This window comes from Streptomyces sp. NBC_01006 (assembly GCF_045162725.1).
In the GTDB taxonomy this organism is placed as follows: Bacteria; Actinomycetota; Actinomycetes; order Streptomycetales; family Streptomycetaceae; genus Streptomyces.
Genome location: NZ_CP108700.1, coordinates 1,822,432 through 1,838,579, shown reverse-complemented (window position 1 = coordinate 1,838,579; position 16,148 = coordinate 1,822,432). Strand labels below are relative to the sequence as shown.

Genomic DNA, 16,148 nt, shown 5'->3' with positions numbered 1-16,148 from the left:
AGTCGCATACGGGCGCTTTGACGCAGCCCTCGGGCACAAGCAGTGTGGGTCAGGCCAACGACAACAGGCGGCGCCTGGAGGAATCCGTGAGCAGAAAGATTCTGGTCATTGTCTCCGAACACGGTTACTGGGCCGAAGAACTGATAGGCCCGGTTTCGAAGTTCGACGAGCGGGGCTACGAAGTCGTATTCGCCACGCCGACCGGAAAGCGTCCGCACGCTCTTCCGCCGAGCCTCGACGCGAACTTCATCGACCCTCCACTGGGGCGCTCGGTCACCACCGAGGAGAACGCCCGGCTGGGGCGGGAGTTCGAGCAGTCGAGCCGGCTGGACACGCCGCTCGACATCGAGGCGTGGGCACCCGAGCGCCCGTACACGAGCGACGAGGGCTACCTGCGCAAGCTGGAGCAGTACCACCGCGATCTGGAGAAGCTGGAGGCCGACATCGCCGGCTACGACGCGCTCCTCATCGTCGGCGGCAGCGGCCCCATCGTCGACCTCGCCAACAACGAGCGCGTCCACGCGCTGATCCTGGCCTTCAAGAACGCCGGCAAGGTCGTGGCCGCCGAGTGCTACGGCGTGGCCTGCCTGGCCTTCGCCCGCGACTGGGGCGACCGCAAGAGCATCATCTGGGGCAAGCACGTGACCGGCCACTGCAAGGAGTACGACTACAAGGACGGCACCGGATTCCTCGGTACCGACTTCAACATGGGTCCGCCGCCGTACCCGCTGGAGTACATCCTGCGCGATGCCACCGGGCCGCGCGGCGCCTATCACGGGAATTTCGGCCACCCGCTTTCGGTGATCGTCGACTACCCGTTCGTGACCGGCCGTTCCACCCCTGATTCGTATCTGACGGGGCAGAAGATCGTGGAAGTCCTGGAGGACGGTCTCACCCGTTACGGGTGGTAGGGGGAATCATGGAAGCCACTCCCGGACGGGAAAGGCTGATCGAGCAGTTCAAGGCCGACGGCCTGAATGTGATGTTCGGAAATCCGGGGACGGTGGAACAGGGATTCCTCGACGCGGTGGACGCGGCGGAGGACTTCCACTACGTCCTCGCCCTCCAGGAGACCGTGGCCGCCGGCATCGCCGACGGCTACGCCCGGGCCACCGGCGGCGCGGCCCTGCTCCAGCTGCACTCCGGGGTGGGGCTGGGCAACGGCATCGGGATGCTCTACCAGTCGCTGCGCGGCCACACCCCGCTCGTCGTGGTCGCCGGCGACGCCGGGGTCCGCTACGACGCCATGGACGCGCAGATGGCCTGCGACCTGGTGGCGATGGCGAAGCCGGTGACGAAGTACGCGACCCGGGTCACCGACCGGCACTCCGTACTGCGCACCATCCGGCGGGCGGTCAAGATCGCCCTGACCCCTCCGCGCGGCCCGGTCTTCGTGGCGCTGCCCATGGACGTGCTGGACGAGCTGAACTCCGAGCCCGTCCTGCCCGCCGCGGTGCCGCTCACGGACGTGGCGCCCTCGCCGGCCTCGGTGGGGCGGGCGGCCGAGCTGCTCGCCTCCGCGGAGCGGCCCGTGATCCTCGTCGGGGACGGGGTCTCGCTCTCCGGAGCCCAGCGCGAACTCGCCGCCGTCGCCGAGCTGCTGGGCGCCGACGTGTACGAGGTCGACTCCTCCGAGGTGAACATCGCGGCCTCGCACCCGCTGCGCCGCGGCCAGACCGGCCACATGTTCGGCCCGCACAGCAAGGAGCTCGTGGCCGGCGCGGACGGGGTGCTGATCGTCGGCACCTATGTCTTCCCGGAGGTGTTCCCCGAGCTGGACAGCCCCTTCCGGGCCGGCGCCAAGGTCGTCCACATCGACCTGAACGCGTACGAGATCGCCAAGAACCACCCGGTGGACCTGGGCCTGGCCGCCGACCCGAAGCAGGCCCTGCGCGCGCTGGCGGGCGTACTGGAGCGCCGGCTGAGCCCGCAGCGGCGGGCGGCCGCGGCCGCCCGGCTCGACGCCCGCACCCGCGAGCGGGCGCTGTCCGCCAGGGGCGGGGACACCGAGCAGGACGGCACGCCGATGGCCGTCTTCCTGCGGACCCTGGCCGAGCGCACCGGCGGGGACCTGATCGTCTTCGACGAGGCGCTGACCACCTCGCCGCTGGTCACCCGGTACCTGCCGGCGGAGCGCCCCGGCGACTACCACCTCACCCGGGGCGGTTCGCTCGGGGTGGGCTTCCCGGGGGCGGTCGGCGCCAAGCTGGCCCGTCCGGACCGCCTGGTCGTCGGCTTCGCGGGCGACGGCGGGTCGATGTACACGTACCAGGCGCTGTGGACCGCGGTCCGGCACGGCATCGACGCCAAGTTCGTGGTCTGCAACAACCGCAAGTACCGGCTGCTGGACGACAACATCGCCCAGTACTGGCGGGAGCGGGACATCCCGGAGCACGGGTTCCCGGGCTCCTTCGACCTCTCCCACCCCGAGATCGACTTCGCCGGGCTGGCGCGGGCGCTCGGCGCCGAGGGGATGCGGGTGGAGAAGCCGGACGAGGCGGTCGCCGCCGTGGCCCGGATGCTCGACCACCCCGGACCGTTCCTCGTCGACGTACAGATCTGACGCTCCGCCGCGACGCACCGCACCGCACCGCCGCCACCCACCGCACAGCAACCACCACGGACAGGAGGAGACCGCATGCCCGCCGAGCGGCTGACCGAGGACGCGATCCGCACCTTCGCGGAGAACTGGTACGTGGCCCTGGACCAGCACCTTCCGCTGGACCAGGTGCTCCCCCTCATCACGGGGGACCTGGAGTTCAAGGTCCCCGAGGACACCTTCCTCGGACACCAGGGCTTCGGCCGCTGGTACGAGGCGGTCACGAACCGCTTCTTCGACGAGGTCCACACCGTCACGAAGGTGGAGCCCGTCATCGAGGGCGACCGGGCCGTCGTCCGGGTCCTGGTCAACTGGCAGGCCAAGATCTGGGACCCGCCGGCCGCCCGCAGCGAGTGGCTCGGCTTCGACGCCGACCAGACCTGGACGGTCGTGGCCGGCCCCGACGGACCGCTGATCAAGCAGTACACCGTCAACGACCTGGCCCCGATGCCCGGTTCCGGCTCGCTCTGAGCGCGGGCGCAGGCTCAGGCGAAGGAGAAGCGACGATGACCGAAGTGACACGGGAGCGGGTCGAGGCGGCGTACGCGGCCCTCGGCTCCGGCGACCGGGCCCGCATCCTGGAGTACTACTCCGAGGACCTGCGCTGGCTGGTGCCGGGCAGCCACCCGCTGGCCGGCTGGTACGAGAGCCTGGACGCCTTCCTGGAGCTGATGGGGCAGACCCACAAGCTCACCGGCGGCACCTTCCGGATGGACATCCAGGCGGTCCTCGTCGGCGAGGACTGCAGCGCCGACGTCTGCCGCAACGTCGCCGTGCGCGACGGCGCGGACCCGGCGAGCCAGTCCCCGTACGAGCGCATGGACTACCCCGTCTTCCACTTCATGCGGTGGCGGGACGGCCGGATCATCGAGGGCCGCGACGGGCTCTTCGGGGACTCGGCGACCGCCTTCAGCCAGTTCTGGGCGCCGTTCGCGCCCGACGGAACCCGCCGGGACCGATAGGGGGAGGAGCGCGATGAGCGCTGTGGACGCACGACAGATCCTTGAGAAGTACTACGAGTACGCCAACGCGGGCGACTGGGACCGCTGGTGCGACCTGTTCGCCGACGACCAGGTCATGGACGAGCAGCTCGCCGGACACGTCGAGGGCCTGGAGCTCCTGCGCTCGATGATGAAGGGCATGGGGACGATGTACCGCGTCTTCCGGAACAAGCCCGTGCACTTCCTCGTCGACGGGGAGAAGGCCGCGGCCGTCTCCCACCTCAGCGCCGTCAGCGCCTCCGGCGAGGCGATCGAGGCCGAGGTCATGAACTTCTTCCGGATCGTGGACGGAAAGATCGCCTACATGGCGAACTACCACGACACCGTCCCCTTCCAGGTGCTGAACCAGGGCTGAGGGGGGCCGACTCGTGGCGATCGCCGAGAGAGAAGAGTACGACTACGTCATCGTGGGATCCGGCACCGCGGGCAGCGTCCTCGCGAACCGGCTCTCCGCGGACCCGGACGTCTCCGTCCTGGTCCTGGAGGCGGGCGGCAACCGGATCCCGCCCGAGGTGGACGACCCGTCCTCCTGGTACAAGCTGCTCGGCGGGCCCGTCGACTGGGGCTACACCAGCGTCCCGCAGCCCGGGCTCGACGGCCGCCGTACGTACGAACCGCGCGGCAAGGCCCCCGGCGGCAGCAGCAACCTCTACATCATGATGCACATCCGGGGCCACGCCTCGGACTTCGACAACTGGGCCTACCAGGGCGCAGCCGGCTGGGGGTACGAGGACGTCCTGCCGTACTTCGCCCTCCTGGAGGGCCAGGAGGACGCCACCGCGCCCACCACCGGCACCCGCGGCCCGCAGCGCATCACCAACGCCGGGCAGCACGGCCCCAACCCGGTCTCCCGCGCCTTCATCGACGCGGCCGTCGAGCTCGGCCACGAGGAGATCGCCGACTTCAACACCGACGGGCCCCGGCGCGGGCTCTTCGGCACCGGCTGGCACCACATCGACGTGGCCGAAGGGCGCCGCCAGGGCACCCTCGCGGCCTACCTGGAGCCGGCGCTGGACCGCTCCAACCTGACGCTGCGCACCAGCGCCCAGACCACCCGGCTGCTCTTCGACGGCGACACCTGCACGGGCGTCGCGTACACGCAGCTCGCACCGCCCGCGGAGATCCCCGGCCGGACCGTCCGCGACAGCCACAGCGCGGCCACCGCACCGGGTACGCACTCCGTACGGGCCCGCCGCGAGGTGATCGTGGCCGCCGGGGCGATCGAGTCCCCGAAGCTGCTGCTGCTCTCCGGCATCGGCAACCCCGAGCAGCTGCGCGAGCACGGCATCGGGACGGTCGCGGCGCTGCCCGGGGTCGGCGAGAACTTCCACAACCACGTCCTGACCGGGCTGATGGCCGAGGTCACCCAGGAACTCCCGCCCCCGGCGCAGAACCTGTCGGAGAGCGCTCTGTTCCTCTCGTCCCGGCCCGGTCTTCCCGCGCCCGACCTGCAGATCGCCTTCGTCCACGTGCCGTTCGACGTGATCGTCGGCAAGGACCACCCGAACACGGTGAGCATCCTTCCCGGTGTCGTACGCCCCGTCTCGCGCGGCTGGATCCGGCTCGCGAGCGCCGATCCGCTGGCCCACCCGCTGATCAACCCGAACTACCTGGGCGACCGGTGGGACCTGGAGCGGATGGTGCAGGGCATCAAGCTGGCCCGGGAGATCTTCGCGACCTCTGCCTTCTCGCCCTGGTACAAGCAGGAGCTCCAGCCCGGTCCCGGCTTCGTCTCCGACGAGGACCTGCGGACCTTCGCGAAGCAGAAGTCGGAGAGCTACCACCACCAGGCCGGCTCCTGCCGCATGGGCATCGACGACCTCTCCGTCGTCGACCCCGAGCTGCGGGTGCACGGCGTACGCAACCTGCGCGTCGTCGACGCCAGCGTGATGCCCGCCGTCCCGTCGGGCAACTGCCACACCGCCATCGCGATGATCGCCGAGCGCGCGGCGGACTTCCTGAGGGGGACCTCCCGTGCCTGACGCCGTACTGCGCGAGGGTGCGCTGAGCGGGACCCGGATCGCGGTCCTGGTCGAGAGCGACTTCTACGAGCCGGAGATCTTCTACTACCAGCACCGGTTCGCCGAGGAGGGCGCCGAGGTCGACTTCCTGACCCGGCTGTGGGGCAACGACTCCATCACCTTCTCCGGGCACGAGTACCGGGCGCCGTTCACCGCCGACAAGTCCCTGGAGGGGCTCGGCGACGAGGAGCTGCGCCGGTACGCGGCGATCATCGTGCCCTCGGGCATGGTGGCCGACCGGCTGCGCTACACCGAGGACGTGGACGTGCTGGCTCCGGCCACGGAGCTGCTGCGCCGGGCCTTCGAGGAGCCGACGGTCCTCAAGGGGATCATCTGCCACGGCATGTGGCTGGCCGCCTCGATCCCGGACAAGATCCAGGGCCGCAAGGTGGTCTGCCACAACAACCTCATCGGCGACGTCCGGAACATGGGCGCCGAGTACGTCAACGAGGACGTGGTGGTCGACGGTGACCTGGTCACCGGCCGCACCGGCGCCCACCACCACCTCTTCGCCCGCCGGATCATCGAGCTGATCGCGGCGGGGCGGGGCCGGGGGAGCGCCTGATGCCCGGCGCCGGGGAACGCGTGATGGTCTGGTCGCACGTGGGCCTGAACTGCACGGACCAGAAGACGACCGAGGAGTTCTACACCCGGTACTTCGGCTTCACCCGGGCCCGGGTGGTCGACCTCGGGGAGGCGCGGATCGTGTTCCTGCGCAAGGGGGACGCGTACCTGGAGCTCTTCGCGGCCGGCACCCCCGCGGCCCGGCCGGCGCAGGACGACGGGCCGCAGGCCCCGGGCCGGATGCGACACCTGGCCTTCCAGACCGACAGCGTGGACGCGTTCCTGGCCGAGCTGGGTGACGCGGCCGAAGTGACCCTGGGGCCGCTGGACTTCGACGACTTCATCTGCGGCTGGCGGACCGTGTGGGTCCGCGATCCCGACGGGGTGATCGTCGAGGTCAGCCAGGGATTCGAGGACGACCGCTCACACGACAAGGACGGTGCATGACATGGCGGACGCCGTGAGCTTCTCCTTCTCCGACACCATCGCCGGCTACGTCGGCCGCTTCGACTCCGAGTCCCGCGTGCTGCGGCTGAAGACCTCGGACGGGCGCGAGTTCGACGTCTCCCTGGCCGGGGACCCGAGTGCCGAGCTGGTCCGCAACCTGGACGAGCCGTACATCGACGCCTCCGGGCACATCGACGAGATGCTCTCCCCGGGCCGGTTCCTCTTCGTCTACGGCGTCCACTACCCGGAGCACGGCGGGCGTTTCGACGCCAAACGCCTGGTGTTCCTGGGCCGCGGCGCCGAGGACTACCGGTTCGAGGAGCCCAGCTGGTGGGTCAAGCAGATCGAGTCGCTGGCCGACTTCTACAAGCGGGCGCAGTTCGGCGACGGGCCGGTGGACTTCACCGAGTACCGCACCGAGATCCGGCTCGGCGGCGACAAGACCGCCAGCCACGTCCAGGAGACCGACACGATCTCCCGCCTGGTCTACGGCATGGCCTCGGCCTACCTGCTGACCGGCAAGGACGAGTACCTGGAGGTCGCCGAGCGCGGCACCGAGTACCTGCGCAAGCACATGCGGGTCGTGGACAGCGAGGAGGACGTGGTCTTCTGGTACCACGGCATCAGCGTCGACGGGGACAGCGAGCGCAAGCTGTTCACCTCGGAGTTCTCCGACGACTACGACGCGATCCCGATGTACGAGCAGATCTACGCGCTGGCCGGCCCGATCCAGACCTACCGGGTCACCGGTGACATACGGATCAAGAACGACGCGGACGCCACCATCCGGCTGTTCGACAAGTTCTTCTTCGACCCGGAGCAGGGCGGCTACTACTCGCACATCGACCCGATCCTGTTCAGCGCGGACCACGAGTCCCTCGGCGAGAACGCCGAGCGCAAGAACTGGAACTCGGTCGGCGACCACGCGCCCGCGTACCTGATCAACCTGTACCTGGCGACCGGCGACCAGAAGTACGCCGACTTCCTGGAGTACACCTTCGACACCATCGCGGACAAGTTCCCGGACTACAAGAACAGCCCCTTCGTCCAGGAGCGCTTCTTCCGCGACTGGTCGCACGACACCGCGCACAGCTGGCAGCAGAACCGCGCGGTCGTCGGGCACAACCTGAAGATCGCCTGGAACCTGATGCGGATGAACTCGCTGAAGGCCAAGCCGGCGTACGAGGACCTCGCCAAGAAGATCGGCGAGATCATGCCGGCGGTCGGCAGCGACGTGCAGCGCGGCGGCTGGTACGACGTCGTCGAGCGGGTCAAGTCCACCAGCAAGGACGGGCAGGAGACGTATCGTTTCGCCTGGCACGACCGCAAGGCCTGGTGGCAGCAGGAGCAGGCGATCCTCGCCTACCTCATCCTGAACGGGACGGTCGGCGGCGACGCCTTCCTGCGCGAGGCCCGGCAGGCGGAGGCCTTCTACAACACGTTCTTCCTCGACCACGACGAGGGAGCCGTCTACTTCAACGTGCTCGCCAGCGGTACGCCGTACCTGCTCGGCACGGAGCGGCTCAAGGGCAGCCACTCGATGTCCATGTACCACTCGGCGGAGCTCTGCTACCTGTCCGCCGTCTACAACAACCTGCTGATCAACAAGCGGGAGATGGACTTCCACTTCAAGCCCGACCCGACCAACCTGCCCGACCGCGTGCTGCGCGTCTCTCCCGACCTGCTGCCCGCCGGCTCCGTGCAGATCGCGTCCGTCGAGATCGACGAGAAGCCGTACCGGGACTTCGACGCCGACGGCCTGACCGTCCGGCTGCCGGACGTCCAGGGGCGGATCAAGGTCAAGGTCCGGCTGCGCCCGGTGACTTCATAGCGCTCAACGGGGGGCGCCCCGACTAGAGGGGAAAGCAATGTCTCTGAACGTCAAGGAACGCCGCAACAAGGGCGGTACCGTCCTCGTCGCCACCGGCGAGATCAACAGTGAGACCTCCGGACAGCTGCTGCAGACCCTGCTGCCGCTGGTCCGCGAGGGCCGGCCGTTGCGGATCGACCTCACGGCCGTCACGTACGTGTCCAGCGCGGGCCTGCGCACCCTGCTCGTCGTCTACCGCGAGGCCCAGCACGCCGGTGTCGCCGTCACCCTGTACGGGGTGAGCGAGGAAGTCCGGTTCGTCATGTCGGCCACCGGCTTCCTCGACTTCTTCGAGACCGGCGAGGCCGTCGCGGCGAGCGCCAAGGCCAAGGCCGCGCGATGACCGAGGCCCAGTCCGAGCAGGTGCTGCGCGTCGACGCGTACCCGACCCACGAAGTGGGCGGGTACCGCGTCCGCGCCGGCAAGCCGTTCCCCTTCGGGGCCAACGTGGTCCCCGGCGGGGTCAGTTTCTCCGTCTTCTCCGACCAGGCGACCTCCATGACCCTGGTCATCTTCAAGCGCGGAGAGCCCGAGCCGATGGCCGAGCTGGAATTCCCCGAGGAGTTCCGCACCGGCAGCGTCTTCGCCATGACGGTCTTCGGCCTCGACCACGAGAACATCGAGTACGGGTACCGGGCCGACGGCCCCTACGACCCGGTCTCCGGGCACCGCTTCGACGCCCGCCAGGTCCTCTCCGACCCCTACGCCCGGCTGATCTCCGGCCGTGACGTGTGGGGCGTGGAGCCGGACCGCAGCCGCGGCTACCAGTACCGCTCGCGGGTCTGCCTCCAGGACTTCGACTGGGGGGACGACACGCCGCTGAGGCTCCCCGCCGAGGACCTCGTCGTGTACGAGACCCACGTGCGCGGCTTCACCCGGCACCCCTCCTCGCAGGTCACCGCCCCCGGCACGTTCGCGGGGCTGCGTGAGAAGATCCCGTACCTGAAGGAGCTCGGGGTCAACTGCATCGAACTGCTCCCGGTGTTCGAGTTCGACGAGAGCGACAACATGCGCTCCAACCCGGAAACGGGCGAGCACCTCTTCGACTACTGGGGCTACAACACCGTCTCGTTCTTCGCGCCGAAGGCCGGCTACGCGGCCACCGGACGCTACGGGATGCAGGGTGACGAGTTCCGCACCCTGATCAAGGACCTGCACGCGGCCGGCATCGAGGTCATCCTCGACGTCGTCTTCAACCACACCGCCGAGGGCAACGAGCAGGGCCCGACGATCTCCTTCAAGGGGCTCGACAACGCCACGTACTACATGCTCACGCCGGAGGGGTACTACTTCAACTTCAGCGGCACGGGCAACACGGTCAACTGCAACCATCCCGTCGTGCGCAACTTCGTGCTCGACTGCCTGCGCCACTGGGTCGCCGACTACCACATCGACGGCTTCCGCTTCGACCTCGCGGCCATCCTCGGCCGGGCCCTGGACGGCACCCCGCTGCCCAACCCGCCGCTGCTGGAGCTGCTCGCCTACGACCCCGTCCTGCGGCACACCAAGCTCATCGCCGAGGCCTGGGACGCGGGCGGCCTCTACGAGGTCGGCAACTTCCCGGCGTACGGGCGCTGGGCGGAGTGGAACGGGAAGTACCGCGACACCGTGCGCAGCTTCCTCAAGGGCGACCCCGGGGTGACCGGGGAGCTGGCCACCCGCATCGCCGGCTCTCCCGACCTGTACTCCAGCCGCGGCACCTCCGCCTCGGTCAACTTCCTCACCGCCCACGACGGTTTCACCCTGGCCGACCTCGTCTCGTACAACGACAAGCACAACGAGGCGAACGGCGAGGGCAACAACGACGGCGGCAACGACAACGCCAGCTGGAACTGCGGGGCCGAGGGGCCGACCGACGACCCCGAGGTCAACCGGCTGCGCACGCGCCAGATGAAGAACGCGATCGCCATCCTCATGACCAGCCAGGGCATCCCGATGCTCCTGTCCGGCGACGAGGTCGCCCGCACCCAGCAGGGCAACAACAACACGTACTGCCAGGACAACGAGCTGTCCTGGTTCGACTGGGACCAGGTCGACGAGAACGCCGAACTGCTCCGGTTCACCCGGGAGATGATCGCCTTCCGCGGGCACCACCGCGAACTGCGCTCCACCTCCCACCCCACCGGCCAGGTCCGCGAGAGCCTCGGCCTTCCGGACATCAGCTGGCACGGCGAGCGGGCCTGGCAGCCGGACTGGTCTGCGGAGAGCCGGCTGCTGGCGGTCGCCCGCTGCGGCACCGGGGACGACGACGTGGTGTACGTGGCCATGAACTCGCACTGGGAGGCGCACGACCTGGAGCTGCCCGCGCTGCCGCACGGGCGCAGCTGGCACCTGTTCGCGGACACGGGGGCCGAGGCCCCGCACGACATCCGCACCCCGGGCGGCGAGCCCGAGCTGGAGAACGCCGGGAAGTACCTGATCGGTCCGCGCTCGGTCGTGATCCTCGTCGGCCGGACGCCCGATCCCGAGCTCTAGCCGCACCCGCTCCCTGATCCCACCGAACGCTCCAACCGCAGCGCCGAAGGAGACCTGACATGCCGCTTTCCGTGTCCCTGAGCATCGAGGGCGACACCACCGTGATCGAGCTGGCGGGCGAGCTGGACGCCAAGACCGCGCCGGACTTCCACCAGACCATCGAGAAGGCCGCCGGGCACGGCACCGGCACGGTCGAGATCAGGATGGCCGGTGTCGGCTACATGGCCAGTGCCGGACTGCGGTCCCTGGTCTTCGCCCAGCAGAAGGTCGCGAACCACGTGACCATCAAGGTGGTCGGCGCGATCGAGCCCGTGTCCCGGACCATCCGGACGGCCGGGCTGGACCGCAGCATCGTGCTCTCCGATGAGTGAATCGCATGAGTGACATGGTCGAACTGGCGAGGACGCCCGCCGAACTGGAGGTGCCCGCCACGCTGGGGGCACTGGGCGACATCGCCTCGTTCGTCCTGCGGCTGGCCGGCCGGGCGGGCCTGGGCAAGGGGCCCGCGTACCGGATCCGGCTGGCCGTGGACGAACTGGCCACGAACATCGTGATGCACGGGTACCGGGGCGGCGACGGGCGGATCACCGTCCGCGGCCGCTCCGGTCCCGGCCGGGTGCAGATCTCCATAGCGGACTCCGCGCCGGCGTTCGACCCCGTCGAGGGCTGCCTGCCCCCCGCCCCCGGGGTTCCCCCCGAGCGGCGCAGGATCGGCGGACTCGGCATCCACCTGGCGCTGACCAGCGTGGACGAATTCAGCTACGTACGCAGGGACGGCCGCAACATCAGCACGCTGACTGTGAACGCTGAGGGGACGGACCCATGCCCTCCACGACCGTGATCATCCTTGATGAGTACCCGCCGCCTCCGCTCGAACTGCTCGACGCGCTGCGCTCGATGGACGCGGAGCTCGTCACCCGCACCCTGGCGGAACTGCGGGGCGGCCCGCTCGACGAGCTGCCCGTCGCCGACGTCCTGCTCGCCCCGGCCGAGGCCGACGGCGAGTCGGTGCGCCTCGCGGTACGGCGGCTGCGCCGCTGGGCCGGGGCTCCCATCGTGGTCGTCTGGACGGTGACGGAGTTCGCCGCCCTGGAGGAGCACGTCCGGCTCGGCCACGACTACCTCGTACCGCCCTTCCTGCCTGCTCTCGTAGGGGCCCGGCTGCACAGCTGCTCGGAGCGCGCCGGACTCGGCCGCACCCTGCGCGAAGCCGACGCCCGCGCCGAACTCATGGGCTACGAGAAGGAGCTGGAGATCGGCCGGGAGATCCAGGCCGGATTCCTGCCCGAATCGCTGCCGGTCCCCGAAGGCTGGGAGATCGACGTCTGCTTCCGGCCCGCCCGGCAGGTCGCCGGGGACTTCTACGACGTCTTCGAGATCTCCCGCGGCCGCCGCCTCGCCTTCGTCGTCGCCGACGTCTGCGACAAGGGGGTCGGCGCCGCGCTGTTCATGGCGCTGATCCGCTCGCTGCTGCGGCACACCGCGGAGAACAGCGGACTCCAGCACCTGGTGGCGGCCGGGCGCGCGGGCGGCAGCCGGCGGATCCCGGTGGTCGGCGCGACACCGCTGCTCAACGCGGTCACCGCCACCAACGGCTACCTGACCCGCAACCACCTGAGACAGGGCTACTTCGCAACCTTGTTCTTCGGTGTGCTCGACCCCGTGACCGGCAGCCTCGTGTACATCAACGGGGGCCACAACGCGCCGCTGCTGCTGCGCGCCGACGGCGGCGAGCCGCTCGCCCTGGAGGTCACCGGACCCGCCGTCGGGGTGCTGCCGGACTGCGTGTACACGCTCGGCTACGCCCAGCTGAACCCCGGCGACACCCTGTTCGTGTTCACCGACGGAGTGCCGGAGGCCCGCTGTCCCGACGGCAGCTTCCTCGGTGACGAGCGGATGCTGGAGCTGCTCGCCGGCCCCCCGGGGAGCGGCAGGGAGGTGGTCGACCTCATGGACACCGCGGTACGGGAGCACACCGGAACGGCCGAACAGCACGACGATGTCACCATGCTGGCCCTGCACCGGCCACGTGCGGCGCGGGGGCCGCACGGGGACCGGACCACGGCGGCGGCCCGTGCGGCGGTGGCCTGATGGCCCGGACCATCGTGGTGCACTCGCACCGCGGGGGCACCGGCAAGTCCTCGGTACTGGCGAACCTCGCCCTGCTCATCGCGGGCGAGGGGCGCCGGGTGGGGGTGGTCGACACGGACATCCAGTCGCCCACCCTGGACCTGCTCTTCCGGCTCGGCCCGGGTCCCTCCCTGGCCGACTACCTGCTCGGGCGCTGCGAGATCGAGTCCACGGCCCAGCAGGTCGGCGTGCCCGGGCTGTACGTCGTACCGGCACGGACCGGGACGGCGGCCCTGCGTGAGCTCATGACCAGCGGCTACGACGTGGGGCTGCTGCCGGAGGGCTTCGACCGGCTGGTCGATCGCTACGCCCTCGACGTGCTGCTGCTCGACACCCACGCCGGGCTGAACAACGAGTCGGTGACCGCCATGGCGAGCGCCGACGTACTCATGATCATGGCTCGGGCCGACCGGATCGACCTCTCCGGGGTCGAGGAGACCATCGCCCTCGCCGGGCGGCTGGCCTGCCGGCGGGCTCTGGTCATGAGCATGGCCCCCGAGGGCATCGACGGGGAGCGGATCCGCCGGCGTGCCGAGGAGGTGTACGGCGCCCCCCTGGCCGGAATCCTTCCCTATGTGCCGGAAATGGCCGCCCTGTACGGCGAACGCATATTCGCCGAAGCCCATCCCGACCACCCCCTGGTCGGTGAATTCCGCACCATCATCTCCGCGTTGGACGCACCTCACGAAGTATCGCGCGCCTGACGCTCCCCCCCTTACGCCCCCTGCGGGGGGCGTGTTGAATCGGCAGCGATTCCAGAACAAGGAGAACAGTCATGAAGATTCTCGTCGTCATGACGGCCAAGGCAACGCTCCACCTGTTGGACGGGGAACAACACCCCTCGGGTTTTTGGGCCGAGGAATTCGTCGTTCCCTACACCCTCTTCAAGGCCGCAGGCCACACCGTGGACGTGGCGACGATCGGGGGCCAGGCCCCCACGGTCGACCAGACCAGCATCGACCCCCAGTTCCTGCAGTGGGTCCGCCCCGAGGGTTCGCCCGACGAGGACGCGGCCAATGCCGCCGAGTACGTGAGAGTCGTCGAGAGCACCCCCCAGCTCACGAACCCCCTCGCCCTGGAGTCCCTCGGAGAGAAGGACATAGCCGAGTACGACGGCATCTACGTCAGCGGCGGCCACGGCGCGATCGGAGACCTGCCCCACTCCGACGAGCTCGCCCAGATCCTGCGCTGGGCCCTCGCCCAGGACAAGCCGCTCGCCACCGTCTGCCACGGCCACACCTCGCTGCTCGCGCTGCGCGACGGCGAAGGCCGCTGGCCGTTCGAGGGCTACCGGATGACGGCCTTCTCGCACAGCGAGGAGATGGTCACCAACATGGCCGGCCGTCTCCCGCTGATCCTGGAGGCCGAGCTCACCCGGCTCGGCGCGCGCTACGAGAAGGCCGAGAAGATCTGGGACTCGCACGTGGTCGTGGACCGCAAGCTCACCACCGGCCAGAACCCGTACTCCTCCAAGGCCCTTGCCGAGACGTTCCTGGAGCAGCTCGCCAAGGGATAGAGAACGCCCCCGCATCCGACACCGGAAGGCAGCCATGACCAAGCGCGCGCTCAGCGACCAGCCCTTGGCCAACCCCGGGAAGCTGTTCATCGGCGGCACATGGGTCTCGGCCCAAGACGGCCGTACCGAGCCGGACATCAGTCCCGTGGACGGACAGGAGATCGTACCGGTGGCCCAGGCCGCCGCCGCGGACGCGGACGCGGCCGTGGCCGCCGCCCGCCAGGCGTACGAGGAAGGTCCCTGGAGCAGACTTTCGGCCCAGGAACGCGCGCTGCGGCTGAACCGGGTCGGCGAGCTCATCGAGCGCGACCTGGAGGAGATCGCCCTGCTGGAGACGGTGGACATGGGCAAGCCGTTCGCCTTCTCCAGCACGGTCGACGCCCCCATGGCCGCCCAGCTCATGCACTACTACGCCGGCGCCGTGACCCGGGTCGACGGCTCCTCGCGGGCCCCGGCCGGCGGGCAGCTCGCGTACACCCTGCGCGAGCCGCTGGGCGTGGTCTGCGCCATCACCCCGTTCAACTTCCCGCTGCTGCTGTCGATGACGAAGATCGCACCGGCGCTGGCGGCGGGCAACACGGTCGTCCACAAGCCCTCCCCGGCCACCCCGCTCACCGCGCTGAAGATCGCCGAACTCTTCCAGGAGGCGGAGATCCCGGACGGCGTGCTGAACGTGATCACCGGGCCGGGCGTGGAGCTCGGTGAGACCCTCACCGGCCACCCCGACATCGACAAGATCGCCTTCACCGGCTCCACCGCGGTCGGTCAGACGATCATCCGCAAGTCGGCCGGCACCCTGAAGAAGGTGACGATGGAGCTCGGCGGCAAGTCCGCCAACATCGTCTTCGCCGACGCCGACCTGGACGCCGCCGAGGAGCTCGCCTTCTTCGGCATCTACTACAACAAGGGCGAGATCTGCACCGCCGGCTCGCGCCTGCTGCTCCAGCGCCCCATCCACGACGAACTGGTCGAACGCCTGGTGAGCCGGGCCGCGGCCCTCAAGCCCGGTGACCCGCGCGACCCGGAGACCCTGTTCGGGCCGCTGGCCCACCGCGGCCAGTTCGAGAAGGTCAGCTCGTACATCGAGATCGGCGAGAAGGAAGGCGCGGTCCTGCGCACCGGCGGCACCGGCTGGACCCCGGAGGGGGCCTCCAGCCAGGGCCTGTACTTCCTGCCGACGATCTTCACCGGCGTCGACAACGGCATGCGGATCGCGCAGGAGGAGATCTTCGGCCCGGTCCTGTCGATCATCCCCTTCGACACCGAGGAAGACGCGATCCGGATCGCCAACGACAGCGCGTACGGGCTCGCTGCGGGCGTCCACACCAAGGACCTGCGGCGCGCCCACCGGGTGGCCTCCCAGATCAAGGCCGGCACGGTCTGGGTGAATTGCTACAACCAGTACGACCCCTCCGTGCCGTACGGCGGCTACAAGGCCTCCGGATACGGGCGCGAGTGCGGACCGGAATCCCTGGAGAGCTACACGCAGACCAAGTCGGTCTGGATCGGCATGGACTGAGCGCCC

At 69.7% G+C, this 16,148-nt stretch carries 17 protein-coding genes; all 17 read left to right on the top strand.

Going from position 1 to position 16,148, the window contains the following annotated elements; all coding sequences use genetic code 11:
- Positions 1-86: 86 nt before the first annotated feature.
- The 17 genes from OG509_RS08245 (at position 87) to OG509_RS08165 (ending at position 16,142) form a co-directional block, all read left to right on the top strand.
- Positions 87-911, top strand: coding sequence for a type 1 glutamine amidotransferase domain-containing protein (locus OG509_RS08245; RefSeq protein ID WP_053693989.1), 825 nt, complete (start codon positions 87-89; stop codon positions 909-911).
- A gap of 8 nt (positions 912-919) precedes the next feature.
- Positions 920-2,563: a thiamine pyrophosphate-binding protein gene (locus OG509_RS08240; protein ID WP_406181338.1), complete on the top strand. Its 1,644-nt coding sequence runs from the start codon at positions 920-922 to the stop codon at positions 2,561-2,563.
- A 75-nt stretch (positions 2,564-2,638) separates the two neighbouring features.
- Complete coding sequence (locus tag OG509_RS08235) at positions 2,639-3,070, top strand: nuclear transport factor 2 family protein (protein ID WP_389019772.1); 432 nt, start codon at positions 2,639-2,641, stop codon at positions 3,068-3,070.
- Between the two features lie 35 nt (positions 3,071-3,105).
- Positions 3,106-3,561 (top strand): nuclear transport factor 2 family protein, encoded by a 456-nt coding sequence (locus OG509_RS08230; protein ID WP_385581942.1) that lies wholly within the window; start codon positions 3,106-3,108, stop codon positions 3,559-3,561.
- A 13-nt stretch (positions 3,562-3,574) separates the two neighbouring features.
- On the top strand, positions 3,575-3,955 hold the full coding sequence (locus tag OG509_RS08225) for a nuclear transport factor 2 family protein (RefSeq protein ID WP_406181336.1): 381 nt from the start codon (positions 3,575-3,577) through the stop codon (positions 3,953-3,955).
- Positions 3,956-3,968: 13 nt separating this feature from the next.
- Positions 3,969-5,582: a GMC family oxidoreductase gene (locus OG509_RS08220; protein ID WP_406181334.1), complete on the top strand. Its 1,614-nt coding sequence runs from the start codon at positions 3,969-3,971 to the stop codon at positions 5,580-5,582.
- On the top strand, positions 5,575-6,186 hold the full coding sequence (locus OG509_RS08215; protein WP_406181332.1) for a DJ-1/PfpI family protein: 612 nt from the start codon (positions 5,575-5,577) through the stop codon (positions 6,184-6,186). Before OG509_RS08220 ends, OG509_RS08215 begins: the two co-directional genes overlap by 8 nt.
- Entirely contained in the window at positions 6,186-6,632 is a 447-nt protein-coding gene (locus OG509_RS08210) for a VOC family protein (RefSeq protein WP_406181331.1), read from the top strand. The genes OG509_RS08215 and OG509_RS08210 overlap by 1 nt, the downstream gene beginning before the upstream one ends.
- A gap of 1 nt (position 6,633) precedes the next feature.
- Positions 6,634-8,463: an AGE family epimerase/isomerase gene (locus OG509_RS08205; RefSeq protein WP_406181329.1), complete on the top strand. Its 1,830-nt coding sequence runs from the start codon at positions 6,634-6,636 to the stop codon at positions 8,461-8,463.
- A gap of 37 nt (positions 8,464-8,500) precedes the next feature.
- Positions 8,501-8,845, top strand: coding sequence for an STAS domain-containing protein (locus OG509_RS08200; protein ID WP_385581958.1), 345 nt, complete (start codon positions 8,501-8,503; stop codon positions 8,843-8,845).
- Positions 8,842-10,977, top strand: coding sequence for a glycogen debranching protein GlgX (gene glgX, locus OG509_RS08195; protein WP_406181327.1), 2,136 nt, complete (start codon positions 8,842-8,844; stop codon positions 10,975-10,977). Before OG509_RS08200 ends, glgX begins: the two co-directional genes overlap by 4 nt.
- Positions 10,978-11,036: 59 nt before the next feature.
- Positions 11,037-11,348, top strand: a complete 312-nt coding sequence (locus OG509_RS08190) for an STAS domain-containing protein (protein ID WP_030157520.1) — start codon at positions 11,037-11,039, stop codon at positions 11,346-11,348.
- A 5-nt stretch (positions 11,349-11,353) separates the two neighbouring features.
- Positions 11,354-11,818, top strand: coding sequence for an anti-sigma regulatory factor (locus tag OG509_RS08185; RefSeq protein WP_234318218.1), 465 nt, complete (start codon positions 11,354-11,356; stop codon positions 11,816-11,818).
- Complete coding sequence (locus tag OG509_RS08180) at positions 11,800-13,068, top strand: PP2C family protein-serine/threonine phosphatase (RefSeq protein ID WP_406181324.1); 1,269 nt, start codon at positions 11,800-11,802, stop codon at positions 13,066-13,068. Before OG509_RS08185 ends, OG509_RS08180 begins: the two co-directional genes overlap by 19 nt.
- A complete protein-coding gene (locus OG509_RS08175; protein WP_385581967.1) occupies positions 13,068-13,811 on the top strand; it encodes a MinD/ParA family protein in 744 nt (247 codons plus the stop codon). Before OG509_RS08180 ends, OG509_RS08175 begins: the two co-directional genes overlap by 1 nt.
- Positions 13,812-13,882: 71 nt before the next feature.
- Positions 13,883-14,623 (top strand): type 1 glutamine amidotransferase domain-containing protein, encoded by a 741-nt coding sequence (locus OG509_RS08170; protein ID WP_406181322.1) that lies wholly within the window; start codon positions 13,883-13,885, stop codon positions 14,621-14,623.
- A gap of 34 nt (positions 14,624-14,657) precedes the next feature.
- Positions 14,658-16,142, top strand: a complete 1,485-nt coding sequence (locus OG509_RS08165; RefSeq protein ID WP_030157530.1) for an aldehyde dehydrogenase — start codon at positions 14,658-14,660, stop codon at positions 16,140-16,142.
- The last annotated feature ends 6 nt before the right edge of the window (positions 16,143-16,148 follow it).